The organism is Christensenella massiliensis (assembly GCF_040409835.1).
GTDB lineage: Bacteria > Bacillota > Clostridia > Christensenellales > Christensenellaceae > Christensenella > Christensenella massiliensis.
Genome location: NZ_CP117826.1, coordinates 1,669,529 through 1,695,819 on the forward strand (window position 1 = coordinate 1,669,529; position 26,291 = coordinate 1,695,819).

Annotated in this window: 26 protein-coding genes and 1 riboswitch; of the genes, 8 read left to right on the forward strand and 18 right to left on the reverse strand. The window is 56.2% G+C overall.

The window, feature by feature from the left end:
• Positions 1 to 14: 14 nt before the first annotated feature.
• The 8 genes from PUP29_RS08025 to PUP29_RS08060 form a co-directional block, all read right to left on the reverse strand.
• Entirely contained in the window at positions 15 to 1,388 is a 1,374-nt protein-coding gene (locus PUP29_RS08025; RefSeq protein ID WP_353422934.1) for a DUF4430 domain-containing protein, read from the reverse strand.
• Positions 1,363 to 1,716 carry a homing endonuclease associated repeat-containing protein gene (locus tag PUP29_RS08030; protein ID WP_353422936.1) on the reverse strand — a complete coding sequence of 118 codons (354 nt, stop codon included), beginning with the start codon at positions 1,714 to 1,716 and terminating at the stop codon, positions 1,363 to 1,365. Before PUP29_RS08030 ends, PUP29_RS08025 begins: the two co-directional genes overlap by 26 nt.
• Before the next feature lie 122 nt (positions 1,717 to 1,838).
• Positions 1,839 to 2,067: riboswitch (cobalamin riboswitch) on the reverse strand.
• A 316-nt stretch (positions 2,068 to 2,383) separates the two neighbouring features.
• Complete coding sequence (locus tag PUP29_RS08035) at positions 2,384 to 2,986, reverse strand: class I SAM-dependent methyltransferase (protein WP_353422937.1); 603 nt, start codon at positions 2,984 to 2,986, stop codon at positions 2,384 to 2,386.
• A 135-nt stretch (positions 2,987 to 3,121) separates the two neighbouring features.
• Positions 3,122 to 3,505, reverse strand: coding sequence for a metal-dependent transcriptional regulator (locus PUP29_RS08040; protein WP_353422938.1), 384 nt, complete (start codon positions 3,503 to 3,505; stop codon positions 3,122 to 3,124).
• 63 nt (positions 3,506 to 3,568) lie between these two features.
• On the reverse strand, positions 3,569 to 5,347 hold the full coding sequence (locus PUP29_RS08045) for an ABC transporter ATP-binding protein (RefSeq protein ID WP_353422939.1): 1,779 nt from the start codon (positions 5,345 to 5,347) through the stop codon (positions 3,569 to 3,571).
• Entirely contained in the window at positions 5,344 to 7,140 is a 1,797-nt protein-coding gene (locus PUP29_RS08050; protein WP_353422940.1) for an ABC transporter ATP-binding protein, read from the reverse strand. Before PUP29_RS08050 ends, PUP29_RS08045 begins: the two co-directional genes overlap by 4 nt.
• A 62-nt stretch (positions 7,141 to 7,202) precedes the next feature.
• Positions 7,203 to 8,183, reverse strand: a complete 981-nt coding sequence (locus PUP29_RS08055; RefSeq protein WP_353422941.1) for a helix-turn-helix transcriptional regulator — start codon at positions 8,181 to 8,183, stop codon at positions 7,203 to 7,205.
• Between the two features lie 151 nt (positions 8,184 to 8,334).
• On the reverse strand, positions 8,335 to 9,381 hold the full coding sequence (locus PUP29_RS08060; protein ID WP_353422943.1) for an alcohol dehydrogenase: 1,047 nt from the start codon (positions 9,379 to 9,381) through the stop codon (positions 8,335 to 8,337).
• A 279-nt stretch (positions 9,382 to 9,660) separates the two neighbouring features.
• Between PUP29_RS08060 and PUP29_RS08065 the strand changes: the two genes are divergently transcribed.
• From PUP29_RS08065 to PUP29_RS08095, 7 genes are all read left to right on the forward strand, one after another.
• Positions 9,661 to 10,101, forward strand: a complete 441-nt coding sequence (locus PUP29_RS08065; protein ID WP_079546360.1) for a MarR family winged helix-turn-helix transcriptional regulator — start codon at positions 9,661 to 9,663, stop codon at positions 10,099 to 10,101.
• A gap of 10 nt (positions 10,102 to 10,111) precedes the next feature.
• Positions 10,112 to 11,512 (forward strand): MATE family efflux transporter, encoded by a 1,401-nt coding sequence (locus tag PUP29_RS08070; protein WP_079546359.1) that lies wholly within the window; start codon positions 10,112 to 10,114, stop codon positions 11,510 to 11,512.
• A gap of 104 nt (positions 11,513 to 11,616) precedes the next feature.
• Positions 11,617 to 11,826, forward strand: a complete 210-nt coding sequence (locus tag PUP29_RS08075; protein ID WP_353422944.1) for a hypothetical protein — start codon at positions 11,617 to 11,619, stop codon at positions 11,824 to 11,826.
• Positions 11,798 to 12,058, forward strand: a complete 261-nt coding sequence (locus tag PUP29_RS08080) for a hypothetical protein (RefSeq protein WP_079546357.1) — start codon at positions 11,798 to 11,800, stop codon at positions 12,056 to 12,058. The genes PUP29_RS08075 and PUP29_RS08080 overlap by 29 nt, the downstream gene beginning before the upstream one ends.
• 47 nt (positions 12,059 to 12,105) lie before the next feature.
• Positions 12,106 to 12,291, forward strand: a complete 186-nt coding sequence (locus tag PUP29_RS08085; protein WP_079546356.1) for a hypothetical protein — start codon at positions 12,106 to 12,108, stop codon at positions 12,289 to 12,291.
• Between the two features lie 153 nt (positions 12,292 to 12,444).
• Positions 12,445 to 12,726, forward strand: a complete 282-nt coding sequence (locus PUP29_RS08090) for a hypothetical protein (protein WP_079546355.1) — start codon at positions 12,445 to 12,447, stop codon at positions 12,724 to 12,726.
• Positions 12,716 to 12,922: a hypothetical protein gene (locus tag PUP29_RS08095; RefSeq protein WP_353422946.1), complete on the forward strand. Its 207-nt coding sequence runs from the start codon at positions 12,716 to 12,718 to the stop codon at positions 12,920 to 12,922. The genes PUP29_RS08090 and PUP29_RS08095 overlap by 11 nt, the downstream gene beginning before the upstream one ends.
• A 193-nt stretch (positions 12,923 to 13,115) precedes the next feature.
• On the opposite strand, the gene PUP29_RS08100 is transcribed toward PUP29_RS08095, so the two are convergent.
• From PUP29_RS08100 to PUP29_RS08110, 3 genes are read right to left on the reverse strand one after another with little or no spacing between them, the layout of a single operon-like run.
• The gene (locus tag PUP29_RS08100; protein WP_079546352.1) at positions 13,116 to 13,757 is read right to left on the reverse strand and encodes an ABC-2 transporter permease; all 642 of its coding nucleotides are present in this window, start codon (positions 13,755 to 13,757) and stop codon (positions 13,116 to 13,118) included.
• Complete coding sequence (locus PUP29_RS08105) at positions 13,754 to 14,611, reverse strand: ABC transporter ATP-binding protein (RefSeq protein WP_079546351.1); 858 nt, start codon at positions 14,609 to 14,611, stop codon at positions 13,754 to 13,756. The genes PUP29_RS08100 and PUP29_RS08105 overlap by 4 nt, the downstream gene beginning before the upstream one ends.
• A gap of 31 nt (positions 14,612 to 14,642) precedes the next feature.
• The gene (locus tag PUP29_RS08110; protein ID WP_079546350.1) at positions 14,643 to 15,014 is read right to left on the reverse strand and encodes a GntR family transcriptional regulator; all 372 of its coding nucleotides are present in this window, start codon (positions 15,012 to 15,014) and stop codon (positions 14,643 to 14,645) included.
• 717 nt (positions 15,015 to 15,731) lie between these two features.
• On the opposite strand from PUP29_RS08110, the gene PUP29_RS08115 reads away from it, so the two are divergent.
• Positions 15,732 to 17,219, forward strand: a complete 1,488-nt coding sequence (locus tag PUP29_RS08115) for an ATP-binding cassette domain-containing protein (RefSeq protein ID WP_079546349.1) — start codon at positions 15,732 to 15,734, stop codon at positions 17,217 to 17,219.
• On the opposite strand, the gene PUP29_RS08120 is transcribed toward PUP29_RS08115, so the two are convergent.
• From PUP29_RS08120 to PUP29_RS08150, 7 genes are all read right to left on the reverse strand, one after another.
• Positions 17,164 to 18,204, reverse strand: a complete 1,041-nt coding sequence (locus PUP29_RS08120; RefSeq protein WP_079546348.1) for a sensor histidine kinase — start codon at positions 18,202 to 18,204, stop codon at positions 17,164 to 17,166. The two genes, PUP29_RS08115 and PUP29_RS08120, sit on opposite strands and share 56 nt — an antisense overlap.
• A gap of 16 nt (positions 18,205 to 18,220) precedes the next feature.
• Positions 18,221 to 19,807, reverse strand: a complete 1,587-nt coding sequence (locus tag PUP29_RS08125) for a response regulator transcription factor (protein WP_079546347.1) — start codon at positions 19,805 to 19,807, stop codon at positions 18,221 to 18,223.
• 65 nt (positions 19,808 to 19,872) lie between these two features.
• A complete protein-coding gene (locus tag PUP29_RS08130) occupies positions 19,873 to 21,420 on the reverse strand; it encodes a xylulokinase (RefSeq protein ID WP_079546346.1) in 1,548 nt (515 codons plus the stop codon).
• A gap of 23 nt (positions 21,421 to 21,443) precedes the next feature.
• A complete protein-coding gene (locus PUP29_RS08135; RefSeq protein WP_079546345.1) occupies positions 21,444 to 22,478 on the reverse strand; it encodes a zinc-dependent alcohol dehydrogenase in 1,035 nt (344 codons plus the stop codon).
• 43 nt (positions 22,479 to 22,521) lie between these two features.
• Positions 22,522 to 23,505 (reverse strand): ABC transporter permease, encoded by a 984-nt coding sequence (locus tag PUP29_RS08140; protein WP_079546344.1) that lies wholly within the window; start codon positions 23,503 to 23,505, stop codon positions 22,522 to 22,524.
• Positions 23,506 to 23,508: 3 nt separating this feature from the next.
• Entirely contained in the window at positions 23,509 to 25,002 is a 1,494-nt protein-coding gene (locus tag PUP29_RS08145; protein WP_079546343.1) for a sugar ABC transporter ATP-binding protein, read from the reverse strand.
• A 77-nt stretch (positions 25,003 to 25,079) separates the two neighbouring features.
• On the reverse strand, positions 25,080 to 26,222 hold the full coding sequence (locus tag PUP29_RS08150) for a substrate-binding domain-containing protein (RefSeq protein ID WP_353422949.1): 1,143 nt from the start codon (positions 26,220 to 26,222) through the stop codon (positions 25,080 to 25,082).
• Positions 26,223 to 26,291: the final 69 nt, after the last annotated feature.

A 26,291-nucleotide genomic window follows, 5' to 3' on the forward strand; every position in this document is an offset into this window, starting at 1 on the left:
AGCCGTTTCTCCCATCAGGACATGCCTGCGCCAAGATCCGCCCCATAGCCCTCGCACGTATAGTTCCATACGATGGAATCCCCGTTTTGCACTTTATATTCCGAGCAGCCGTAATTCGGATACCACCCGTTCACCTGATACATCCAGCCCGACTGGTTCCCGCAGTCGAACTCATACAGGTTGCCTATGCCCTCTACATAATAGCTGTTATACATCGGCGTCCACGAATACTCGAGCTGGATGCCCGCAAGCGAGCACGCGCGCTTCAAAACGTCGAACACCGTTTCTCCCTCGCTGAATTCGAGGGTGGACGCGGCGAGGATCGTACCGTTCGCGGGCACATATTTGTTTTTGCCCTCCGCGAGGTCCTCCATGTGGTCTAATATCGTATTGCAGCGGATGGCGATGGTGCAGGTGGGATTCGCGGGAAGCCCCGCATCCGCATTTCCTGCATTTCCGGATGAGCCGCTGCCGCCCGTTCCTCCCGATGCGCCGCCGGAGGACCCGGAGCCGCCTGTGCTCCCGGAAGCGCCGCCCGCAGCGCTGCTTCCCGTACCGCTGGCGGAGCCTCCCGTTCCATTCTGATTGTTCTGCCGCTGCTCTTCGATCTGCTGTGCTTTTTCCTGTTCGGCCTGCTGCTGCTTAAGCGCGGAGCGCAGCTGTTCCTCCCGCTCCGCCGCAAGCGCATCAAGCTCACCGTTCGTAAAGCACAGCGTTTTCGTTTCGTTCGCCGCGCGCACCTGCCCGATGTCAAAATCGTTCAGCGCCGCGAGAGAAAGCGCCGCGACCGACGGCGCCTGACCATCCGCATAGAGCGACACAGCCTGCCCGGCCGAGACCTCTATGCCGCCCGCGCTTACGCTGTTTTCGTAGACATACACGTTCGCGCTGCCCGCAGGGGCGCTGGCGGAGAATACGCCGGAGGCGGCGGTCACGTCCGTTTCAAGCTCCGCGAGCCGCAGGGTGAACGCGCCGTCCGTATTTACAAAGGCTTCTCCGTTTGTAAGCTCTATCGAAAAGCCGTCCTCCCCGATGCGTACCACGGCCTCGGTGTTCTGGTTCAGGCTGACCGCGCCTGCGGGCAGCGCAAGCTCTACAGAAGAGCCGTTGAGCGTCTCGATGATGTCGCCGTCCCGCAGCTTCGTGCCGTCCTCAAGGGAATAGGCGATCCCCTCCCGCTCGATGTTGGCGCTGCCGGTCTTATTTTCCGCGGTCACCGCTTCCGCAGCCACAGCCGCAGTTCCGCCCTGTGCCGTCTGTCCGCCGCCGTCGAACCATCCCTGCAGGCTGCCCGCGATCATGACCGCGCCAATCACGATGACGGCTGCCGCAACCGCCATAATGACGTTGAAAGCGGTTTTTTTAGCGGTTTTTGTTCCTGTTTTCATATCTCTTCTTCTCCTTCGGGGGCTTCAGCCCCGCCGCCCGCAGAGCAGACGGCCAGTTTTTGAATCTCATACGCAAAAAAATATGATAGACCGGAAACACCTCCCGGCGGTTGGGATTTCTGCCGAGCTCCGCCGCCCGGCTGCGCAGAATGCCGAGAAGCGCCTCGTCGTCCATTTCCCGGTAAAGAGAAGCAAACCGCCGGATGCATGCCTGCCGGTAGAGGTTATATTTTTCCGCACGTTCCCGGTCCATATTGCGAAATGCGCCCGCTTTTTCCCATTTTTTCCATTTTTCGGCTTCCTGCCTGCACGCTTCTATTTGATCCATTTTTCCGTCTTTCCTTCCGGTATACGCAGACAAATAAAAAACCGCGGCGAATGCGATCCGCCGCGGCCGTATTCCCGCGAACAATAAAAAGACCCCTGCGCAAACGTTCCGGCGCCCGCCCGTCTTTTTTTCGTCTCTTTGTAGGTCTTCTGACTTACGCCTGTGAAAACAGCTTCTGTTGTTTTCGCGTCAGGCACCCTGCCTTCCCGGTCTCCCAGTGACTGGCTTTCGCCAACGGATGCTTGCCTCAGCGCTTACAGCGGCGGATTCCGTTTGGGACTTTCACCCAATTCCCTTGTCCATCCCCGCGCGCAAACGCACACCGCGGGGCCACAAAGCTACTTTATGAATATTTCGAAAAGGTCTCGCCGCTGCGCGGCCGGACGCTTTCCGTGCTTGCGGCGGTTTTACTGTGCGCAGAGCGCACGGCCGTAAAGCCGCCGGTGATTTACGATCTGTTTATGCTTTTGCGCACAAATAGAATACCAGACGTTATTCGTATGATCTGCGCGCAAACGTCTCTGTGTTCAGGAAACAGCCTTCCTGAACGGGCGCCCCATCCTGCGGAACGCTGTATTTATATTAGCATATTCTGTGAAACCGTATATTGAACTATTCTATTTTGCTTTGTATTTTTTTATCGACATCAGCTGTTCCGCTCTGCCGTTCATGCGCGGGCGGTGAGGCAGATCCATTCCTTTCTGCCCTGCCGGAGGACAGGCTCCGAAAATCCTGCCCTTTGCAGCAGGCTGCGGAGCTCTTCTCCGGAATAGACCGTCATTCCCCCGATGCGGCTCGTCCATGTGGCGTCGGCCGGGTCGCTTCCCTCGCATACGATGAGGAACATCCCGCCCGGCCGCAGGACCCGGCGCACCTCGGCAAAGGCGCGCGCGGGCTCCGGCCAGAAATAGACGGTCTCGAATGCGGTCGCCGCGTCGAACGCGCCGTTTTCGTAGGGAAGCGCGCTTACGTCTCCCTCCCGCACCGCACACCGCGTTCCGAGAAGCGCCTTGTTTTTCCTGCGGCTCATCTTTACGCTTTCCGGGGAATAGTCGACGCCCTCCACAAAGCTCTGCGGCCACAGCCGGAGCATACGCGCAATGTTCGCGCCGCCCCCGCACCCGATGTCGAGAATGCACGCGTTCTCCGCCGCCCGAAGATAGGTCATGCCCCATGCGGAAAGCGGCGCGTGCCCGCGGTTCATGCCCCGCAGGATCATCCGCCCCCAAAAGCCCTCCGGCTTTCGTGTGTTCTGAAAGATACTTTTCATCGTTTTTGCTCCTCGCATTTTGCGGCCTGTCATCATCCGTTCCGCTTAGGCCGCTCGGTTTAGCGCGCGGAAAAACACCGCCGCTTATCTCTGCTTTCTGCGGCTGCGCCTGCCCTCCGGCCGAAAAACAGGCTTCTATTCCGAGAAAGAGCTTTTCAGCTTCTCAAAGCTCTCGTCGCTGATCGCATGCTCGATGCGGCAGGCGTCCTGTTCGGCGGTCTTGGGGTCCACCCCCGCTTCGGTCAGCCGCTGCGTGAAAAAGCAATGGCGTTCATAGACCTTCTGCGCAAGGCGAAGCCCCTTTTCGGTCAATTCAAGGTCGTTTCCCGTATCCGGCCGCAGCAGCCCGTCCGCACGGAGCGCGGCGACGGCCCTGCTTACGCTGGGCCGCGAATAGCCGAAACGGCGCGCGATGTCTATCGGCCGTACCGTGCCGCTTTTCTGCTTCAGGATCAGGATCGCTTCCAAATAATCCTCGCCGGATTCATATAAATGGTCTTCGCTCGGTCTTTTTCTCATTCAGTATCTATCCTTTGCTTTTTTTCTGCGGCGGTCCTGCCGGGCCTCTTTTTATCCCTCGATTCATGCTTTATGGGCCGCCGTCTTTCCTGCCTCGCCTTTGAGCTTCCAGTCTGCGCTTTCCTGCTGCAGCTTTACCATGCGCGCAAACACGCCGCCGCTTTGCACAAGCTCCTCCGGCCGCCCCATTTCGGCGACCCTGCCCTCCGAGAGCACGACCACCTTGTCCGCCCCCATCACCGTGCGCATCCGGTGGGCGATCACGAGCACCGTTTTTTCCTGTACCAGCCCGGAGAGCGCCTCCTGCACCGCCGTTTCGTTCTCCACATCGAGGCTTGCCGTGGCTTCGTCGAGCAGAACAATGGGTGCGTCCTTGAGGAGCGCACGCGCGATCGAGATGCGCTGCCGCTCGCCTCCCGAAAGGGTAGAGCCGTTTTCACCGATCACCGTCTGATAGCCCTGCGGCAGGCGGGATACGAACTCCTCGCACTGTGCCGCGCGCGCCGCCGCGATCACTTCTTCATCCGTCGCGCCCCGCCGTCCGAGCCGTATGTTTTCCATGACCGTATCACGAAAGAGGACTACGTCCTGAAATACGATCGCATAGTTCTCGAGCAGCGTTTCCGGTTCCACGGAGGATACGTCCACTCCGCCGATCGTGACGGTCCCGCCGTCCACGTCCCAGAAGCGCGCCGCAAGCTTCGCTGCGGTGCTCTTCCCGCCGCCCGACGGCCCGACGAGCGCTGTTACCTCGCCCTGCTTTGCCGTGAACGACACGTCCTCGAGCACGCCCTCGTTTTCATTATAGGCGAACCGCACATGATCGAACGCGATATCATAGCCGTCCGGGGAATAGCTGTCTGTTCCCGTCTGCACCGGCTGCTCCTCAATGGCGCGCATACGTTCGACTCTGATCTGCATGCCGAACACCGCCGCCATATTGATGAGAACATTGTTAAGCGGGTCATAAACGCGCGAGGCGGCGATCAGATAGATCAGGAATACCGGAAGCGCCACCTGCCCGGAAGCGAACAGCAGAACGCCCACGAGCACCGTGGTCGCGATCCCGAGCTTCAGGAGCGCCTGCGCCGACGTGACGCACACGCCCGTCACGAGCTCGCCCCGGACCGTCGCTTTTTCCTCCTGCGCGAGCGTTTCGTCGAGCCCCGCAAGATAGCTCCCTTTCTGGTTGCACGCCTTGATGTCCTTCACCGTTTCGAGCAGTTCCTGCAGGCCATCCGTCGCCGCACGGCGCGCAAGAAGGGCGCGCGTGCCGTAGCGGTCCTGCACCTTTTTGGAGGCGGCTACGATGACCGCCGCAACGGGTATCACCCAGACGACTGCAAGGCCGAGCCGCCAGTCGAATATCAGCAGGCACGCGGAAATGATGACTGTCGAAACAGCTGTTCCGTAGAGCTGGGGGACCCAGTGGGAAAAGCCCTGCTCGAGCAGGCTGCAGTCCGACATGATCGTCGACGTGAGGTCGGAAAGGTCCCGCTTCCCGAAAAACGACAGCGGCAGTGCGCGCAGCTTTTCCGCGAGACGCACGCGCCTGTTTGCGCTTTCATCATAGACCGATATGAACAGAGCCTTATATTGGAAATAGTGTACGAGATAGATCACTGCCACGAGCGCCGCTGCAAGGGCGGTATAGCCCCACACCCCGGCCGCCGGGTCTCCGCCGGCGGAAAGCGCCGTTATAATGTTCATCAAAACGAGGAGCAAAAGCCCCGCCGGGATCATCAGGCTGATATTCGCAAGCATTGTGAGCAATGCGGCGCGCACAAGGTCTTTCGCGCCCTTTTCCGTCAGCGCATAGCGCTGCTGTAACCGTTTGATCATGCCATTGCCTCCTTTCCGGCCGCTCCGCCGACTTTCCACTGTGCCGCCGTTTGATAGTCTTTCCACATCGCGGCATAGACGCCTTTCCGGGCAAGCAGCTCTGCATGCGTTCCCTGCTCCGCCACGATGCCGTCCCGCAGGACCACGATGCCGTCCGCATCCTGTACGGTAGACAGCCGGTGTGCGATCATCAGCACCGTTTTCCCTTTTGTCAGCGCCTCGAACGCCTTTTGGATAAGCGCTTCGTTTTCCGGGTCCGCAAATGCCGTGGCCTCGTCGAGCACGATGATGGGCGCGTCCTTCAGAACGGCGCGGGCAAGCGCGATGCGCTGCTGCTCTCCGCCCGAAAGGTATACGCCCTTTGCGCCGACCACCGTATCGAGGCCGTCCGGCAGCTTCCCGAGGATATCTCCGCACTGCGCGGCCTCCGCAGCCCGCAGTACTTCCCCGCGTGACGCCTCCGGGCGCGCGGCGCGTATGTTCTCGAGCAGGCTCGTTTTAAAGAGGCGGGTATCCTGAAACACGAACGCGATGGAATCCATCAGCTCCTCCGGCGCGATTTGGCGCACGTCCGCGCCGCCCACGAGCACCGCCCCCTCCTGTACGTCCCAAAAGCGCGGAATAAGGCTCGCCGCCGTCGTTTTTCCGCCGCCCGACGGCCCGACGAGCGCCACTGTTTTTCCCGCGGGCACTGTAAAGCTCACGCCTGCAAGCGCGGGATGCTCCGCTCCGGGATAGGTAAAGGTCACGTTTTTCAGCTCGATCTCCGTTCCCCGCGGGGAAACGGACGCGGCCGCTTTAGGCAGCGGCTGCTGTTCCATGATCTCATCCAGCTTGTGTACGGCCTCCGCAGCCTGCATAGACGCTTCGCCCGCATACATCAGGCGGGATATCATCATCGCGCACAGCGGCGTAAAGAGAACATAGAAAATAAGGTCTGCAAGCGCGCCCCAGCCGTCCGACGAGACGCTGCAAAGTATCATTCCCGCCGGGATCAGCAGGAGGAACGCCGCGTTCAGAACGGTGGTAAACAGCGACATGGGAACGCGGTTCACCATGGCGTAATCCGAAGCCATCTTTCCATAGCTCATGATCGACGCATAAAAGGTCTTAAAGGAATATACCGTCTGCTGGAACACCTTGACGACCGGAATGCCGCGCACATATTCCGTCGCTTCCGCGCTCAGGTCCTCGATGGCGCGCTGATAGCGGCTGAAAAAGCCTGCCTGCTTGCCGCCCATCATGCGGAACAGCGTAATGACGCCGGTCACAATGGGTATGAGGCACAAAAGCCCGAGTCTCCATTCGAATACGAACAGCAGAGCTACCGCCGCGATGGGCGTCACCACCGCGCCTACCGCGTCGGGCAGCTCGTGCGCGAGCAGCGTCTCCGTAAGCCCGGCGTTATCGTCGATCGTCTTGCGCAGCCTGCCCGACTGGCTGCCTGTGAAAAAGCCGAGCGGCAGGTCTACGAGCCGCTTTGCCGCGGCGGAACGCATGTTCCGCGCCGTTCGGAACGCAGCGAGATGCGTGCACATCAGCGCGGCGAAATAGACGCCTGCGCCGATCAGCGCGAACCATACGGCATACCAGCCGTACTGCGCCAGCTCTTCCACGCTCCCGCCCGCGGCCGCTTCAAAAATGCCGCGCGCCACGAACCAGATCAGGATATACGGCGCCATAGACAGCACGGCGGATATCCCCGACAGCACGCAGCCGAGCACCGTCAGCTTCCGGTAGCTTCCGGCGTATTCCATCAGCCGCGCAATATTTCCTTTCTTCCTTGGTTTCACTGTAACTCCTCCTTGCCTTTCATTGGTTAGCATTCGCTAACATTAGACGATTATAAACCGCTTCAAGGAATCGTTCCAGCTCCAAAGCATGCGTTTTGCTCCAAAACGGCATCTTTTTTGTACAGCCGGGGAGAAACACCGAAGCGCTCCGTAAATGCGGCGGAAAATTTGCCTGCGTTCCGGTAGCCGACCGTCTCCGCGACCTCACCCACGGAAAGCCTCGTCGTTCCAAGCAGCAGGGCCGCCTGCTCCATACGCCTGCGCTTCAGATATTGCCCCGGCGTTTCCCCGTATACCTTTTTGAATTCTTTTTTGAGCGTCGTTTCGCTCACCCGGCAAAGAACGGCAAGCTCCGCGAGTGTATAATGCCGCTTCAGGTCCTCCGTCAGACGGCGGGCCGCCTCTTCCGCACGCGGTACGCTTCCCCGGCAATAGCCGGAGAACAGCAGCGCTCCGCTGCCCGCGCGCCGGAACATGACGAACAGCAGGAGCTCCGCCGCTTTCAGCCTGTAATAACCGTGCCGTGCCCGTGCAGGCGCACGGTAGATCTCGGATACGATATGCTGGATCTCCGGGTCTGCGCGCAGCACGAACAGCCCCTCGCAAAGAATGTGCTCAAACAGCTCGCCAATATGGACCCGTTCGCCTAAAAAGGAGTTCAGCGCACGTTCCGCTTCCTCTATGTGCAGGAGGATGCTAAGTCCATAATATTCGCCGGATACGAACGTGGAGTAGTCCGCCGGGCTGCCCATATCGCTGAATGCAAGGTCCTGCGGGCCGAGGCCAAGATGCCGCCCATCCCGCAGCACGCATTCATACCGCCCGCGCAGGCAGTGGTTGATCTCGATAAAGCCGGGCCGGGGCGCTTCGTTGCGGAAGCCGCAGGAGGTATGGAAATCATTGAATACGAGCAGGACGCCGGGCAGGACCTCCGAGGCCGTCAGGCGGCCGAAGCCGTCCGGAAAATCGATGCGGTAGAGCGTGCGTTCCTCATCTGTGCCCTCCCGCCGCAGCTTTCCGGGAAAAATAAATTCCCAATTCATGACATCTCTCCTATTCTCGTTTCGCTTCATTAGTTAGCTTATGCTAACTCAATTGGAGTATACTCCCTGCCGCTTCATTTGTCAAGGCGGACCGCCGGGAGCCCTTGGGCCATGCAGCTGTCCGCCGGGCTGCGCGTCTTGTTTTTCCCGGTCACCGCTGCGGATCGAGTGCGATCTTGACGACGCCGTCCTCCTTGCGCTCAAACAGGCGGTATGCCTCCATCGCCCGGCTGAGCGGGAAACGGTGCGTGATGAGGGGCGTCGTATCGAGCCTGCCCTGCGCGATCAGCTCCAGAATTTTGCCGCAGGCGTTCGCGTCCACCCCGCCCGTTTTGAACGTGAGGTTTTTCCCGTACATATCGGGGAGCGGGAGAATTTGCGGCCTGTCGTACATGGCGACCACGCACACGTTCGCGTTCGGGCGCGCCGCGCGCCACGCGAGCCCGAAGGTATTTTCCCCCCCGGCGACTTCAAACACAACGTCCGCGCCGCGCCCATCCGTCAGGCCGCGCAGCAGCGCCATGGCGTCCTCTTTTTCCGGGTTTACCGCAAAATCCGCGATCCCCATTTTCCGTGCGAGGGCGAGACGCTCTTCCGCGACGTCTGCGATCACGATGTGCGCCGGCTCATACAGGCGCGCGCATGCCGCCGTGCACAGGCCCGTCGGCCCTGCGCCGAGCACGAGTGCCGTGTCGTTTTTTTGAAGCTCCCCGATCTGCGCGGCCCAATAGCCCGTTGCGAGGATATCGCCCACGAAAAGCGCCTGTTCGTCCGTCACTCCGTCCGGGATCCGGTCAAGGCCGCTGTCTGCAAAGGGAACGCGCACATATTCCGCCTGCCCGCCGTCGATGCGGCAGCCGAGCGCCCAGCCGCCGTTTTCGTCCGTGCAGTTGTTGACAAAACCGCGCCGGCAAAAAAAACAGTGTCCGCAGAACGTTTCCACGTTGACCGTCACCCGGTCGCCCGGCCGCACTGTTTTTACGTCTTTGCCAACCTCTTCCACCACGCCCACCATTTCATGGCCCACAATAACGCCCGCCTTTGCCCGCGGAACGCTTTCGTGTTTTATGTGCAGGTCGCTCGAGCAGATGGACGCGAGCGTCACCCGCACGACCGCGTCCGTTTCTTTTTCCAGCTTCGGAACGGGGCGTTCCGTAAGCGTAAATCTTCCTTTTTCCTCAAATACGACAGCTTTCATCTTCCGCCTCCTTACTTTCTTTCTTATTATATAAAATCGGGAGGCGTTTGTCATGCGGAGGGGGATATGCCCGGCCGCAGCGCTTTCCATACGGCGGGCCTCCTTTTCTAAATGCCGCGCGCACGCTTATCGTTTTTATTTGCGTATCTTTCTTTGGCGTGCCCGTTCCCTGCCCCGCCCGCCTTTTCCAAAGCCATTCCCTTGACAGGGTATCCGCGGCCCGTTAAAATAGTTTATAATTGAACCGTTTACTCAGGAACGATAGGAGGGCCTGCATATATGCAGCATGAGGAACGCTATCTGCGTCCGCTGCTCTATTTGAGCCGGAAGCTGAAAAAGCTGTATGAAAGGGAATGCGCAAGGGCTGCGGAGCCGTTCGGCCTGTCGCAGGGGGAGGCGGACGTGCTTTTGTTCCTTTCCAACAATCCGGGGTTCGATACGGCGATGGACGTCGTGAAATACCGCTCCGTCTCCAAGGCGCTCGTTTCCAAGGCGGTGGAGTCTCTTTCCGCGCGCGGCTATCTTACGCTGCACACCGACCGGAGGGACCGCCGGTATACGCACCTTGTTTTGACGGAGGCGGCAGCCCCCGCCCTGCACGCCCTGCACGGCGCGCAGGAGGCGTTCCTTGCGCTGCTCGGAGGCATGACCACGCCCGGGGAACGCGCCGTGATCTCTGCTGTGTTCGAGCGGCTGTGCGAAAAACTGGAAACGGTATAGGAGGAAAGCAATGGATACGGCAGTACAAAACGAAAAAACAGACCTCGGCACGGGAAAGGTAGGCAGGCTTTTGTTCCGTCTTGCCATACCCACCGTGGCCGCACAGGTCGTCAACGTGCTGTATAATATGGTGGACCGTATGTATATCGGCCATATCGACGTGATCGGCGCGCAGGCCCTGACGGGGGTGGGCGTGTGTATGCCGCTCATCATGATCATCTCCGCGTTCGCGGCGCTCGCGGGCATGGGCGGCGCGCCCCGCGCGTCCATCATGATGGGGCGGGGCGATTATCCCGCCGCGGAAAAGATACTCGGCAACTGCACCACCCTGCTCCTGATTCTCGCGGGCGCGCTCACCGCCGTTTTTCTCGTGTTCGGGCGGCCCATGCTGATGCTGTTCGGCGCGAGCGCGGACACCATCGCCTATGCCATGCAGTATATGCCCATCTATGCCGCAGGGACGGTGTTCGTGCAGATCGCCCTCGGCCTCAACCCGTTCATCACGGCGCAGGGCTTTGCCAAAACAGGCATGCTGACCGTGCTCATCGGCGCGGCCCTCAACATCGTTTTGGACCCCATCTTCATCTTCACCTTTGATCTTGGCGTTGCGGGCGCGGCGCTTGCGACCATCCTCTCGCAGGCCGTATCCTGCATTTGGGTGTTTTGTTTTCTCGCCGGGAAGCGCGCCATCGTGCGCCTGCGCCCGAAAAACCTCCGGCCCGAGGCCTCCGTGCTGCTGCCGTGCGTGCTGCTCGGGCTTTCGCCGTTCATCATGCAGTTCACCGAAAGCGTGATCGCGGTATGCTTCAACGCCTCTCTCCAGCAATACGGCGGCGATATCGCCGTGGGCGCGATGACCATCCTTACCACGGTGATGCAGTTCTCCCTCCTGCCCCTCATGGGGCTTTCGCAGGGCGCGCAGCCCATCGTGAGCTTCAACTACGGCGCGCGCAATTCCGGACGGGTGAAGCAGGCGTTCCGCCTTTTGCTCATCGCAAGCGTCCTCTATTCGGCGGCCCTGTGGGCGCTCGCCATGTTCGCGCCGCAGGTCTTGGCTTCCATTTTTACCAAAGACCCCGCCCTGATGGATATGACCGTCTACGCACTGCGCATTTATATGGCCTCAACGGTGGTGTTCGGCGTACAGATCGCCTGCCAGCAGACGTTCATTGCGCTCGGCAACGCAAAAACGTCCCTGTTCCTCGCCGTTTTCCGTAAAATTTTGCTGCTCATCCCGCTCATCTACCTCCTGCCCGCGCTGATTCCCGACAAGGTGTTCGCAGTCTATCTCGCGGAGCCCGTGGCGGACGCTATTGCCGTCGCAACGACTGCCATCGTGTTCACCGTCCAGTTCCGCCGCTCTATGAAGCAGCTCGACGAAGAGGCGGCCGCGCTTGCGGCGGAAAGCTGATGCTATAAAAACGGAGGTCTTTTCAAATACAAAAAGCATTGAAGGAACCGCTTCAATGGCGGCCTGTATGAAAAACTTTTTCTTTTCAGGCGGGAATATATTTATTGGCAGTGAACAAAAACAAAATGCTTGTTGTCTGCGGCGTACAGGCTGCAAACGGAAAAATAGATAGGATTGGAAATGGTGTGCGCATTGAAAATGAGGTGCGTATCGAAGCAGAGTTGGCTGACCTAATGAAAAAGTGCGGTAGTAGACGTGCTGCGATAAAGGAGATGGCTGAAAAGTATGGATGGAAATACACAGAAATCAGATAGGGATATAAGAAATTGGTTCCACAAGGAAGCGCTTGCACAGTATACGCCGGAGCAGCTTAAATACGCACAGGAGCGATTCAATGAATATAGTGATGATGAAATCTCGCACGCAGAAGTCGAACGAAGAGGGTTGCATTTTTGGGGAGACGGAGATGGAGCCTTTGATATAGAAATAGATCAAGACCAGATCGATACTCTGCTTTGGTTGAGGCCCAAAAGCGTAGAGCAATAAGCGAAAAACAGCAGATATTTTAAAGCTTATGCTGGGAGGATTGTAGTATGCTGATGTGTCCACCTAAGATTTTGTGGGGGAAGATCAAACCCGGAGACGAGAGAGATCAATATGGGTATAGTCGTTGGGTATTGACGATAGATGATCCAACGCCGGAAGAACAGGCGGCCTTTGATAAATTTGTCAAAGCGTGCTTGGGAGAAGAAGCTACGATGATCGAGGAAATAGACTGAACCGCCCCAAAAGGGCGGGTTTTGGTTGGCCGGAGCATGAGCGGAAAGGCGGTTTGTGCGGAGAAGCAAGGGGCGAAAAGCATTGAAACAAAGCGGTAAAATGGTAGAATAGTATCAAAGATAAAAGCGGTAGGGATTAAAGGCGAAGTGCATTTGCCCCCGGAATCGATACATATTGAGCTTTTGCATTTTGACGATAATCCTATCGGTAAAGAGCGGGAATATGGCGTAACGGAAGATGCGGCAAAACAATTTATAGCAAATACGAAAGCTTCTGTTAACAAACGGAAAGGTGAGTTTGAGAACTATTACAGCGCAGAGGGGTGCGCGTCCGTTAACAAAAAGACGGGAAATATCAGGACTGCATACAAAGAGAACGAATTTACGGACAGCGTAAAGGCTATGAGGGAGGTGCTAAAAAAATATGGCGGGTGATGTCGAATATCCAAGCCGCGTTATGTGTCCGTTGATTGACGAAATGTTGAGCGCGGGCGATTGCGTAGCAGTAACAGATATAACAGATGGATTTATTAAGGAACGTGTACTGCAAGACCGTTTTAAGGAAAAAGAAAACTGGCGCGAGATATGTGAGCATTGCGAAAATCGAAAATATGCTGATGATGAAGCATAGGACTGTTAGTAATGAGATAAACCGCTCGAAAGGGCGGTTTTTTAATGGGAAAACGGGATCAAAAAGCGTTGTTGCCGCAAGGAAAACGGGAGCGGCGGACCGGGCTTTTCTGAAGCAAATTAGGAAAATGCCGTAAAAAGGCCGCGGCGCCTCTGCCTGTGCCCGCGGCCTTTTGCTTCTTTTCTTGTTTTTCTTATACCTCTTTTTTCCGGTAAATGTGCACGGATGCGGGATAGGACACCGCAAGCGCTGCTGCGCCGCAGAGGGGCAGCAGCCACAAAAGGACGGAAAAGGCCGCCTCCACTGCCGCGTCATCTACCGTTCCGTTCCCAAACAGCCCGATGAACGTCATAAACGGCACAAGAAAAATAACGATCACGATGATGCGGCTTTTTTCCACCCCGAATTTGAAGATCAGCGGAATGATGACACTGATGGAAAGCAGGCCGCAGGCCACAAGAAACACCATCGTAAAAAAGACCTCCGGCCCGAGGCCCGTGCCGCTCACCGCCGCAAGCACGGCGGAGACCGCGAGCCCCATGCCCATTCCGACGCCTATCATGATGAGGGAAAACAGGTATTTCGAGCGGACGATCTGCTCCCGCGTGAACGGGAGCGTAAGGACGAATTTATCCCACTTGCTGACGGCATCGTAGTTGAACGAAACAAAGCACATCATGATGCCCACGAACGTACAGACGCCGATGGCAAAGCCCGATGAAAAGCTTCCGTTCTGCGAGACCGCAACAGGAATGATGCAGACCGCGATGATGAAGAGATACATTTTCAAAAAGCTTTTGATCCCCAGAATCTCTTTCAGCAAAAGGCCTTTCATACCGTCTCCCCCTTTATCATAAGCAGCATGACGTCCTCAAGGGCGGCGCTGTCCAGCGTGAGGTCCGGATATTTGCGCGCCGCGGCGTTTTTGTCCGCAGTCAGCACCTCATAGCCGAAGGCGGACCTGCGGCAGCGGAGGACGTCCTCCGGCGCGATCCGGGCGAATTCCTTTTCCCCACACTTCAGAATGCCATAGCCGTACAGCATTTTGTCCTTGTTCTCCGAGAGCACCACCCGGCCCTCGTGAAGAAAGGTAATATAGTCCGCCACCTTTTCCAGATCGCTCGTGATATGCGAGGAAATGAGGATGGAATGCTCCTCATCCTGAATGAAATCGAGGAATACGTCCAATATCTCGCTGCGCACAACGGGATCGAGCCCGCTCGTCGCCTCGTCGAGTATCAGAAGCCTCGGACGGTGGGAAAGCGCCGCCGCAATAGACAGCTTCATCTTCATGCCCCGCGAAAATTCCTTCAGCTGTTTTTCCCACGGCAGGCCGAAGCGCTCCGCATACGTGCGGAACAGCGCGTCGTCCCACGTTTTGAAGAGATTGCGCAGGATGGCCGCCGCTTCTTTGCACCGCAGCGCTTCATAGAAGCAGCTTTCCTCCATCACCACGCCGATCTGTTCCTTGATCTCCCGTTCGTTTTTGATATGGTCGAGGCCGAACACCTCGATGCGGCCCGCGTCCGCGCGTATCATATTCAAAACGAGCTTTAAGACAGTGGTCTTGCCCGCGCCGTTTTCGCCGATGAGGCCCATGATGCTGCCCTGCGGCACAGTAAAGCTTACGTCCCGGAGGGCAAAATCCCGGTATTCCTTGCTTACGTTTTTCAAGCTGATGCTGTTCATGTCCTATCCTTTCATGTGAAGCCCGCGGGCGCTATTCTTCATAGAGAATGCGCAGCATCTCTTCCAGCTCCGCGCGGGAAATACCGCTGCTTTTCGCCGCGCAGACGGCGTTTTTCAGATGTTCCTCGGCAGCCTTTAATTGCTCCTCGCGGATAAACTCCACATTTTTCTGCGCCACGAAGCTCCCCTTGCCGGTGAAGCTCTCGATAAAGCCGTCGCGCTCAAGATCATCGTACGCGCGCTTTGTTGTGATGACGCTGATCCTCAGTTCCTTTGCCAGCAGCCGCATGGACGGAAGGGCGTCCCCCTCCTTGAGCTCCCCGCTGATGATCATGCTCTTGATCTGCGAGGTGATCTGCTCATAGATCGGCTTTCCGCTGGAATTGCTGATGATGATATCCACTCATCAACCCTCCCGGTTTAAAATTGTATATATACAACATATACAATATAACACCCTGCCCCGCCTCTGTCAACCGGGGAAGTCAAAAAAACAGGACGCGGTAAGCGTACGGCGCGCAGAACGGCGGGCGCGGGCCGCTTAGCTTCTTTTTCCTTTCGGCCGGAGCGCGACAAAGACGGCCGAACGGCCATAGGTAAGCGTACGGCGCGCAGAACGGCGGGCGCGGGCCGCTTAGCTTCTTTTTCCTTTCGGCCGGAGCGCGACAAAGACGGCCGAACGGCCATAGGTAAGCGTACGGCGCACAGAACGGCGGGCGCGGGTCACTTAGCTTCTTTTTCCTTTCGGCCGGAGCGCGACAAAGACGGCCAAACGGCCATAGGTAAGCGTACGGCGCGCAGAACGGCGGGCGCGGGTCACTTAGCTTCTTTTTCCTTTCGGCCGGAGCGCGACAAAGACGGCCGAACGGCCATAGGTAAGCGTACGGCGCGCAGAACGGCGGGTGCGGGTCACTTAGCTTCTTTTTCCTTTCGGCCGGAGCGCGACAAAGACGGCCGAACGGCCGCGGACGGAAATTGCCCGTTGAAACAAAATGAGATCCTCATTATAATAAAGAAAAGCCTTATGGAATGGTCTGCGTGTTTCAAATTCAAATACTTCTGTTCCGCTTTCAGTCAGCAGATATTTTAAAAGACATTTTGGAGGCGGGGGATCTGCAAAATGAAAAAAGAAATTTTACGGTTGGAAAATGCTTCATGGCGGTGTAAGGCCAACGCATCCCTGAAAAAAATATCTATGAGCCTTTACGAAGGGGAATTGCTGAGTATTATGGGGCTGAGCAGCTCCGGTATCGATATTTTGCCTAAAATTCTTTCCGGGGAGGTCATGATCGGCGAGGGCAAGCTCTATTTGAACGGAACTCCCGTTTCTTCCGCTTCCGTAAGCCGTTTCCAGCAGGAACATCATATCTATTGCCTGAACGCTTCCTGCGCGTTGTTCCCCGAATTTTCGATCGCGGAAAATTTTACCGCGATCCGGAAAATCTCTCCGGCTTCCTTTTTTCTCAACCGGAAAAAAGCATACTCGCATACGCAGTATTATCTCGATTTCGCCGGACTGCCGCTCGACGCTTCCATGCCGGCGGGCCGCATCACTGAAGCGCAGGCGCATCTCGTCCAAATTATGAAATTCGTCTCTCAGGGGGCTAAGATCATTATTTTGGACCGGATCGCAACACTATACAGCGCACAGGATTTTTCGGCGCTGCTGCATCTGATCCGCAGACTGAAGCAGGTCTCTTTCATCTATATCGGTACGCAGCCCGATCTGATGGCCGAGCTTTCCGACCGTATTCTGGTCCTTCGGGGCGGATATGCCGCCGGTGTGATCCATCATGACCTGTATAATGGAAATCTTTTGTTTTCCATGATGACAAAAAGGCAGCCAAAAAAGATGGCTTTTTCCGCCCGCCTGCATCCGGGCAGAGATACCGTCCTGCGGATAAACGCGCTTCCGGTCGGCAAAAGCAGGCTTTCCTGCTGCGTGCATGGCGGCGAGATCCTTGGGATCGCGGACTATACCGGCTCTCTTTCCAAATTAGAGCAGATGCTGTTCCCTCCGCGCCGTTCGGCGGAGGATATTTTATGGGTGGACGGGCGCGGCGCAGGCTCTCTGAAAAAAGCCGTCTCCCTCGGCCTTTCCTTTGTAAACGGTGCGTCTGCCTCCCACAGCTACATCAACAGCTTTACGCTTCCGGAAAATCTTTCCTTTCAGCTGCTCGGCAAATCGCCGTTCAATGTCAAAAAACGTGTTTCGGAGCATATCTATCATTCCTGCATCGGTTCCTTTTCCGACGCAGAGCTTAAGTCGCGCGGGCAGTCTTTCGACCTGAAGACGCTGCTTTTCCGCTGCCTGTACTCACGTCCCTCCGCAATGATCATCAACCACATCACCGCGCTGCTCGACCCGCTTCAGTCCGAGGAGCTCCTTTCCATCGTCCGCAGAATTGCTTCCGAGGGGATCGGCATCCTTTTCATCTCGCCGGAGATCTCACACTGCTACAGCCTGTGCAGCCGCATCCTGTGCCCTACGCGCCGGATGGGGTATGTGGAGATCGACCCTGCTGCCGTATCCTATCAGGAGCTGCTCGATTTCATTTGTCTGCAGCATTCTGAAAAAACTGCTGCTCTCGGGGCTTATCTTGTTTAAAGGGAAGCTGTATCTCCACATCCGTTCCTTCGCCTAAGGTGCTGAACACATGCAGCCCGTATCCCTCCCCATATAAAAGCCGGATGCGGTCGTTTACATTTTTCAGCGCGATCCCTTTTCCCTTTCTGTTTTGGAGCTGCTCGGTGGAAAGATGGATCGGTTCCTGCATCGAGGCGTTGATTTTTTCCACCTGCTCGTCGTCGATCCCTACCCCATTATCCATCACATTGATGATCATCCGGCTCTCCGTCAGCGTGATCCGGAGAATGATCCTGCCCTTTCCCTCCTTCATTTCAAGGCCATGATAGATCGCGTTTTCAATAATGGGCTGTATCGTCATTTTCGGCAAATAGCCCTGCAGGGCCTCTTCATCAGAAATGATCTTCTGCAGCGAGACCTTTTCCCCGAACCGGAATTGCTGTATGAGCATGTAATTATCCGTATTTTTCAGTTCGTCCGTCAGCTGTACGATGCTTCCTTTGCGGCCGATGCTGTAACGGAAAAAAGCGGACAGCGCTTCCGTCATTTTCGCGATTTTTTCAGTCTTGTCCAAAACCGCCTGCCCGCGGATCGATTCCAGCGTATTGTATAAAAAGTGGGGATTGATCTGGCTTTGCAGGCTGTCGAGCTCCGCTTGTTTTTTATAGACCAGCGCCGCGTATTCGCGCTCCGACAATTCCTTCAAAGTATCCAGCCGCAGCGCCTCATAGGCATACGCCATATAGTTCGGCCTTTGCGTTTTCTCCGCTACGATCCCTTTTCTTTCGATCTCGCGGAGCGGCAGGTACAGATACCGGAATACAAAATAAAGGGCAACCGCCGCACCCGCGATCATCGCGGCAGTTCCCCATGCCAGAAGAGGCGTCCTTTCCATACCGAACGAGATCCCCCAAAATACCAGCGCACACGCGACTGCCGCGCCCGCGATGCCGAGATATTTGCTGATCGATTTTCTCTTTTTCCCACAGTCAGGTCTTTTTTTCACGTATCTGCACCCGCTTTTATCTTCCGTGAAGCTTTTTATATTCCGTGGGAGTGATCCCTACGGTCTTTTTAAAGAGCTTGCTGAAATACTTCTGGTCGCGGTAGCCGATTTTTTCCGCCAGCTCCGTAATATTGCATTGCCTGTCGCACAGCATTTTTTTGGCGATATCGATGCGGAATCCAAGCAGATAATCGATAAACCCGATCCCCTCCTGCCGCTTGAACAGAGTGCTGAAATAGGCGGGGCTGATATGCAGGCATCCCGCCACATCATCAAGGGAAATGCTTTCGGAATAGTGCTCCTGCACATACCGCTTCGCCTCCCGGATGCACCAGTGCTCCTCCGTCCGCGTTGCCTCGTTATATTCTGTCAGACAGGATATCACCGTTTTTCGTGTCATATCGTACAGCTCCTGCTTTGTCTTTCCGTTTCTCAGCATCCGGAAAAGGACTTCCTTCCTCCACGGAATCTCCTCCGTTCCGTAAAGGCTGCCCATACCCGCATAAAACCGGTTCAGCAGCGCTTTCATTGCAAGATAAAGCGCCGTCGCAGGTTTTGAGAGCAGCCCGTCCCTCATTGCATCAAAGTATTCCTCCACCGCATGCGTCTTTGCAAGTCCGACTAAATTTAAAAATTCCAGCATCTGTTCGTTGCTCAGCGGCATAGGATGCCGCATCTGCCTCCGGAAGCGGATCACCCGGTCCACTCCATCGTCGAGCCTTTGGACGGCAGCCAGCTCAGCTTCGTCCGCCATTTCCCCCTCCAGAGAGGAATGAACGCGCGACAGGCCCGCCGTCACATGCGCATACATATAAAGGTCCTGTATCAGCTCCGGCAATGCCGCTTCGATCTCTTTCACGGCGGCGTCCATATCCATTCCATTCACCATGCAGAAGAGGGTGCCAGCCTCTTGCTGAACGATGCATTCCCATCCGCTGCCCTTGAGCCGTTTTTTTATTTTTTCTGCGGCCTGACAGAGCAGAGTATCCATATATTCGTCTGTGTTCATCAGTTTGCCATCCAATCTGACGATGAAAAACAGATAGCTGCCTTCGGGCAGCAGCCGCAGCATATATTTCTGGTTGAGCTCTGAAACAGGCGCCGTGCAGACCTGCTTCGGGTCGGTGCGGAATAGGTTCAGGAAATCATCCTGTATCTTCTGTCTGCTCTTTTCCAGCTCTAGCTGGATCTGCTTCTGCCGCTCGATTTGTCCGCGCTTTTCGTCATATTTGCCGCGGATATCTCTTAATATCCCGTTCAGCTCTTCCGCATTGATCGGCTTGACCAAAAAATAATTCACTCCATATTGAATCGCCGAATGTGCGTATTCAAATTCCTTATGGCCACTGATCGCAACAAATTCGCACGTTCTGTTTTCCTTTTGGCAGAGCCGTACCAGCTCAAGTCCATCCTTGCCCGGCATCCTGATATCTGTCAGAACGATATCCGGCTCCTGCTCGCATATTGCCTGATATGCCGAATTCCCATCATAAACGGCTCCGAGCGGTGTCAGCCCGATCCCCTCCCAGTCGATCATGTCTTGGAGCAATACGCAGACCAGCTGTTCATCGTCCGCGATCAGAACCTTCAGTTTTCCGTTCATCTTGGCCGCCTCACTTTCTGCCGGCTGTTCTATGATAGCAGGGGAAGCACACAGCGGACTCTATCTCATGCCCGCGAGGCATCCCCATGCATCGCACGGCTCCGAATTTTCTGCAGCTGCGAAAAAGCGGGCTGCGTTCTGTCGTGCAGACTGCAGAAAACACCAAACATATCCTCATAAATTCCCCTGTTTTTCCGGTTCGGCGTATATTCCCTGCGGATGGCAAATACTTTTTCAAGCGCGGCCTCCGGGCTTTCATACAGGCCTGCGCCCACTCCCCCCATCAGCGCCGCGCCCAAAACGCTTCCTTCGCTCTCTTTCAGCGTATAGACCGGTCTTTCATAAATATCCGCCTTGATCTGGCTCCACAGCTCTCCCTTTGCGCCGCCGGACACATGGTATATCTTTTTGATCCCGAGCCCGCTCTCCTCAAAAACGGCAAGCGTGCGCTTCAGGTCGAACGCGACGCCCTCCAAAAACGCGCGTACCATCTGCGCCGTGTCGGAGCCCAGATGCAGCCCCAGAAACGCTCCGCGGGAATCGGGGCTTCCCGCGGAACGCTCGCCCAGAAGATACGGGAGGTAGACCAGTCCGTCCGCCCCCGCGGGCACGGTTTCCGCCAGCCCGGACAAATAGTCGTATGGGTCCGCCCCCCTGCGCCGCGCCGTTTCCGCTTCGCTTTTTGCGACCGTATCGCGCAGCCACCGAAAGCCCGCCCCGGCGGCATCCAGCACACCGTAATGCATCCAGTTTCCGGAAACGTCTTTCAGCTCCAGTAATTTTTTATGGAACAGCGGCCGTCTGCCGATGCAGCATACCGTAGCCGCCGTTGCGGTGGAATCGACTGCGAGGCCGTCTTCCCGAAGCCCGGACGTGAACATGGAGGCCGGGAAATCGCCGCTGCCGCATACGACCTTGGTTTTCGGGGAGAGCCCCGTCTCCCGTGCGGCCTTGGCAGACACGTTCCCGATCACCTCGAACGAGCCGGCAATATCCGGAAGCTTGCTTCTGTCGATCCCGACCGCCGCCAGCGCTTCGTCCGACCAGCTTCCCGTCTTCCAATCCATTGCATAGGTGCCCGACGCTTCCGTCTGGTCCGTAAAAAACTCTCCCGTCAGACAGCAGTTTATATAGTCTTTCGGGGAAAGAAACCGATAGGTCCTTTCATAAAGCCTCGGAGCGTTTTCACGGATCCATCTGATCTTGAAGCCCATCCACGTTGTAGAGGGGAGGTTCCCGGTGATCCGGTAGCACCGCTCCGCCGTTTCTTCTCCCATCGCTTCTACGGCCGGGGCGACACGCTTGTCGCAGTATAGCTGCGTATCGCGTGACAGGAGGCTACCGTCCCTGCCTACGGCGACAGGGCCGTGCATGTGCGCGCAGCAGCCGACCGACAGGATATCGGCGGGCGGCACGCCGCTTTTTCCCAGAATATACCGGATGCTCTGCACGACGGCCTCCCACCATGCCCCGGCATCCTGACTGGCCCATGAGGGATGGTCGATCCGCACATACTGCTCCGTCGTTTTTGAACAGATATTGTTCTCTTTTTCGTCGAACAGACAAACCCGTATCGACTGCGTTCCAACATCGATCCCCAGCAAATATTTCATTTTATTTCTCCTGTCGTTTCGGATCACGAAGGATGGGACACATTCAGGACTACCTTTTGCACATCGTTTTTGTGATCGTCAATGTATTGATAGGCCTGCGCCGTTTCCGTCAGATCAAACCGTTTTGAAATCAGCTTTTCCAAATTTACCTTTTTTTCTTCCGCGAGCCTGATCGCTTCCACATAATCCTCATGCAGATACATAAGCGTTCCCACCAACGAATATTCCCGATCCTGAACGTTGGCCATCTCGACGCTGGCTTTTCCGCCATAAACCGCTACGATAACAATAGTAATACCCTTGCGCGCGATATTCAAGACTTCGTTCAGCGCATGCTCGTTCGCGCTGCATTCAAATACGACGTCTGCGCCGTCCGGGCCGAATGCTTTCGTCATTTCGTCTTTCAGATCTTTTTTGCTGACATTGACCGGATAATCGATGCCGCATGCCTTTGCCATATCGAGCTTATATTCGGAAACGTCCGTGATCATGACGGCGCCGGCTCCCATTCCTTTGGCGCTCTGCGCCACCAGATTTCCGATCGTACCCGCGCCGATCACGAGGACTTTTTTCCCCGATATCTCCGCGCAGCCGCGCCTTACGGCATGAACGCCGACCGCCAGCGGCTCGATCAGCGTTCCCTCCGCATAGCCAAGACCGTCCGGCAGGCGGTATAAAAGATCTGCGTCTACCGCGTAATACTCCGAGCTCGCGCCCGTATCCTGACACCCAAGCACCTCGAGCCTGTCGCATATATTATAGTGCCCGGTCCTGCACTGCAGACACTCCCCGCATATCTTCTGCGGCCTGTAGATCACCCGGTCGCCTACCGCGACGGAGGTAACGTCTTTTCCTGTTTCCACGACTTCTCCCGTCGCTTCATGTCCCAGCACGATCGGAAAGGACATGAACGGATGTTTTCCGTGTACGGCATGAATGTCCGAACCGCAGATCCCGACCGCTTCCACTTTGATCAGCGCCTGATCCGCGGCCGGCTTCGGCCTCTCTACCTCTTTTTCCTCAAATTGCTTGATCCCCGTCAGTTCAACTTGCTTCATTTTTTCGCTCCTTTCCCTCTTGTTCCTTCTCTTTCGGTTTTCCTCAGACGCTCTGTTCTTTCCGGCCCGCCGTAAACGATTGCAGCAGCACGGAGCCAATGATGATCAGGCCTTTGATCACATCCTGCGGATAGGACGGAACCGAGAGCAGGTTCATGATATTGCTGATCAAAGCGAGCACGAGCACGCCTACGACCGTCTTGATGCAGGAGCCCTCCCCTCCGGCGAGGCTCGCGCCGCCGATGACGCAGGCCGCGATCGCGTCGAGCTCAAGTCCTTCCCCGATGATCGGCGTTCCGATCGCCGTCCGTGACGCGGCAATGATACCGCTCAGCGCCGCGCACAGCCCGGAGATCGCATAAACTGCCATCTTTTGCTTTTTCACAGAGATCCCCGCAAGGCGGACCGCCGTTTCATTGCTGCCGATCGCGATCACGATGCGCCCGAACGACGTATATCTTTGCAGAAGGGCAAAAATCACCACCACGACGGCCGCGAGCAGGACCAGATACGGCAATACGCCTCCAACGGCGCCCACGCCCAGCTGTCCGATGGAATTTTCCGGCGTTGCCACGGGCTGCCCGTTCGATATCATAAACGCAAGACCGCGCGCGATCGTCATCATCGCCAGCGAAGCGATGAACGGAGCCATTTTCGCATACGCCGTCAGGAGCCCCGTGACCATCCCCAGCCCAAAGCCGAATGCCAGAGGGATGAGTATGGCGAGGGGCATGCTCCAGCCCTGCGTTGTCAGCACCCACGCCACCATGACGCTGCCGAGCGCCTGTATGGAGCCTACGGAAAGATCGATGCCGCCCGTCAGGATAACGAACAGCATTCCCATACATACGATGATCGTTCCCGAATACTGCCGGCCGATATTGATCCAGTTATCTGCCGTAAAAAAATCTGTCGAGATGCTTGTGCAGATAATGATCAGCACGAGCAGCATGATATATGTGTTGTATTTGATCAGGAATTTTCCCAGTCCTGATCTCCCCTTGTTTGAAATTGAAGTCTCTTTCATTCGTTAGCCCCCCATTGCAAAATGAATCAAATTGTTTTCTGTGATTTCTGCTTTTTCCAGCTCGCCTACGATTTTTCCCTGCCGCATCACAAGCACCCTGTCGCACATCCCAATGATCTCCTCCATCTCCGAGGAAATGATGATGACTGCGATCCCCTGTGCGGCGAGATCGTTGATATTTTTGTAGATCTCTACCTTTGCCCCGACGTCCACGCCGCGCGTCGGTTCATCGAGAATGATGCATTCGCAGTCCGCCGCCATCCATTTTGCAAGAGAGACCTTTTGCTGGTTCCCGCCGGAAAGGGATGAAACGGGGTCTTCCAGCGAGCCGTATTTTGTCTGCAGCTGCTCGAGTATTTCAGATGCCGTTTTCTTATCTTTGCCGTCGCTGATCCATCCGGGAAACCGTTCGACTTTTTTCAGACAGGACAAAGTCGTATTGATACGGATCGATTGGTCGAGAACTACGCCCTGCTGCTTGCGGTCCTCGGGCAGCAGCCCCAGCCTGCTGCGCACGGCCTGCTTCGGATCTTTGAACAGCCTTTGCTTTCCGTTCAGCGTGACCGTGCCCGCTTCCGGCTTATCGGCTCCGAAAACGGCACGCATGGTCTCCGTCCGTCCTGCTCCTACGAGGCCGCTGAAGCCCAGCACCTCTCCCTTCCGCACTTCAAAGGATACGTCTTTCACCATCGTTCCGCAGGTCAGGTGCGACGCCTTCAGCACGACCTCTCCGATCTGCGCTTCCCGCTTGGGGAACAGGGTGGAGAGCTCCCGCCCCACCATCGAGCTGATCAGGGCTTTTTTATCTATCCGGCCGGCGTCTACCGTCTGCACGACCGCCCCATCCTTCATGACCGTGATCTTATCGCACAGCTCGAACACTTCGTCCAGCCTATGCGAAATATAAATGATGCTGACGCCCTGCTCTTTCAGCCGCCGCACAAGCCCGAACAGCTTTTCGATCTCACTGAATGTCAATACGGCGGTCGGTTCATCCAAAACCAAGACCTTCGTATTATCGTTCATCAGATTTTTGCTGATCTCGACGATCTGCTGATAGGCGACCGGAAGCTCGGCGACCCGCATATTGGGGTCTATATTATCAAAGCCAAGGCGGTTCAATATCTCCTGCGCTTTTTTCCGCAGATTTTTCCAATTGATCCACTTTCCGCCCTGCGTCAGTTTATCGATAAAAATATTTTCCGCGACGGTCAGGTGGGGCGCCAACATAAATTCCTGATAGATCGTCGATATCCCGCACCGTTTCCCGTCATGCGGCGAATGGATCGCTTCCTCTTTTCCGTCTATTTTTATGATTCCGCTGTCTTTTTGAACCGCTCCGGACAGTATTTTCATTAAAGTGGATTTCCCCGCGCCGTTTTCCCCCACAAGCGCATGGATCGTTCCCTTTTCCACCCGGAAATCAATATTTTTCAGCGCATGCACGCCTCCGAAATGCTTATCGATCTGAAGCATTTCTACCCGATATGTTTCCATCTATGCTTTCTCCTCCGCTTCTGACAACCAATTGCAATTTGCGGGAGCGGCCCGGGGCCGCTCCCCCCGGCCGCTACTTAAAACAGGGAATCCGGATTATAGATCTCCGCCACGTTTTCCTTTGTAACAGCCAGCGCCTCTGTTGGCGTAATTGCATCGTAGGAGGATGCATCCGTCTCTCCCGACAGGAGAGCTTCCGCGATTTCAACTGCTTTTGTTCCTATCTTATACGGGTTGTTTTCACCCGTTCCAAGATATCTGGAGCCTTCCTTCATAATTTCCTCATAGGCTTCTTTTTGTCCGTCCGCTCCTGCCGCCAGCCATATCTGCTCCGTCATGCCGGCATTGTCGAGCGCCGTTTTTGCGCCGAGAAGCATATTGTCATTTTCGGAAAGTACGAGATTGATGTCTTTATTTGCCACCAGCATATCTTCCATTGCCGGCAGGCCCTCGTCTGCCGTCCAGTTGCCCCAGCCCTGACTGTTGATCCTGAATTTTGCTTCCTCGTTGACCGCTTTCCCGCTGTCTGTCAGCTCCTGCTCCATTTTCTCCGCCGCCGCTTTCGCTTCTTCCGCCGACATTCCGGTGCGCGCGGCAATGATCCCCGCCATTAATCCGGTGCGGCGTTCCTGACCGACCAGATTTCCTTTTGCTCCGCTCAGCAGGACCGAGATGATCTCCTCATCGGCCGGGAATATCTCTTCGCTGCCGACATACTGCCCAACCTGATATCCGTTTTCATAGTTGTTGGAAAGGACTGTCGTTACGGGCTTTGCCTGATCGGATACCTGCGTATCGACACAGATGACCGGGATCCCCGCTCCTACTGCCGCATTGATCGACGGCACGCACGCTTCCGGATCGACCGCGTTCATGATGATCGCGTCCACCTTCTGTGAAACTACCGTTTCGAGGTTTTCCTGTTCCTTTGTGATATCATCGCTCGCATCCAGACTGATATACTGCCAGCCCCGGTTTTCAACCTCTTCCTTGATCGCCGCATCGAGCGCTACATAAAACGGATTGTTCAGCGTTTTATTGACATACGCCACTTTAAAGGTCTTGCCGTCCGCCGCGCCCGCGTCCGCGCTTTCGCTTCCCTGCGCATTCGTTCCGCTTTCAGCCGTTTCCGATGCCTGCGGCTGTGTATCCGCCGCGCATCCCGCAAAGACCGATACAGCCATAATGACAGCTAAAAGCACTACTACCAATTTTTTCATTTTCTTTCTCCTTTTCTTCCTTTTATGTTTTTTGCCTGTAAAAGCAAACGAAATACAACGATAAGACAA

Bases quoted from the DNA above. Each gene is read 5' to 3' on its own strand.
- PUP29_RS08025 (WP_353422934.1), bottom strand. From the start codon at position 1,388: ATGAAAACAGGAACAAAAACCGCTAAAAAAACCGCTTTCAACGTCATT.
- PUP29_RS08030 (WP_353422936.1), bottom strand. From the start codon at position 1,716: ATGGATCAAATAGAAGCGTGCAGGCAGGAAGCCGAAAAATGGAAAAAA.
- PUP29_RS08035 (WP_353422937.1), bottom strand. From the start codon at position 2,986: ATGAAAAGTATCTTTCAGAACACACGAAAGCCGGAGGGCTTTTGGGGG.
- PUP29_RS08040 (WP_353422938.1), bottom strand. From the start codon at position 3,505: ATGAGAAAAAGACCGAGCGAAGACCATTTATATGAATCCGGCGAGGAT.
- PUP29_RS08045 (WP_353422939.1), bottom strand. From the start codon at position 5,347: ATGATCAAACGGTTACAGCAGCGCTATGCGCTGACGGAAAAGGGCGCG.
- PUP29_RS08055 (WP_353422941.1), bottom strand. From the start codon at position 8,183: ATGAATTGGGAATTTATTTTTCCCGGAAAGCTGCGGCGGGAGGGCACA.
- PUP29_RS08060 (WP_353422943.1), bottom strand. From the start codon at position 9,381: ATGAAAGCTGTCGTATTTGAGGAAAAAGGAAGATTTACGCTTACGGAA.
- PUP29_RS08065 (WP_079546360.1), top strand. From the start codon at position 9,661: ATGCAGCATGAGGAACGCTATCTGCGTCCGCTGCTCTATTTGAGCCGG.
- PUP29_RS08070 (WP_079546359.1), top strand. From the start codon at position 10,112: ATGGATACGGCAGTACAAAACGAAAAAACAGACCTCGGCACGGGAAAG.
- PUP29_RS08080 (WP_079546357.1), top strand. From the start codon at position 11,798: ATGGATGGAAATACACAGAAATCAGATAGGGATATAAGAAATTGGTTC.
- PUP29_RS08085 (WP_079546356.1), top strand. From the start codon at position 12,106: ATGCTGATGTGTCCACCTAAGATTTTGTGGGGGAAGATCAAACCCGGA.
- PUP29_RS08095 (WP_353422946.1), top strand. From the start codon at position 12,716: ATGGCGGGTGATGTCGAATATCCAAGCCGCGTTATGTGTCCGTTGATT.
- PUP29_RS08100 (WP_079546352.1), bottom strand. From the start codon at position 13,757: ATGAAAGGCCTTTTGCTGAAAGAGATTCTGGGGATCAAAAGCTTTTTG.
- PUP29_RS08105 (WP_079546351.1), bottom strand. From the start codon at position 14,611: ATGAACAGCATCAGCTTGAAAAACGTAAGCAAGGAATACCGGGATTTT.
- PUP29_RS08115 (WP_079546349.1), top strand. From the start codon at position 15,732: ATGAAAAAAGAAATTTTACGGTTGGAAAATGCTTCATGGCGGTGTAAG.
- PUP29_RS08125 (WP_079546347.1), bottom strand. From the start codon at position 19,807: ATGAACGGAAAACTGAAGGTTCTGATCGCGGACGATGAACAGCTGGTC.
- PUP29_RS08130 (WP_079546346.1), bottom strand. From the start codon at position 21,420: ATGAAATATTTGCTGGGGATCGATGTTGGAACGCAGTCGATACGGGTT.
- PUP29_RS08135 (WP_079546345.1), bottom strand. From the start codon at position 22,478: ATGAAGCAAGTTGAACTGACGGGGATCAAGCAATTTGAGGAAAAAGAG.
- PUP29_RS08140 (WP_079546344.1), bottom strand. From the start codon at position 23,505: ATGAAAGAGACTTCAATTTCAAACAAGGGGAGATCAGGACTGGGAAAA.
- PUP29_RS08145 (WP_079546343.1), bottom strand. From the start codon at position 25,002: ATGGAAACATATCGGGTAGAAATGCTTCAGATCGATAAGCATTTCGGA.
- PUP29_RS08150 (WP_353422949.1), bottom strand. From the start codon at position 26,222: ATGAAAAAATTGGTAGTAGTGCTTTTAGCTGTCATTATGGCTGTATCG.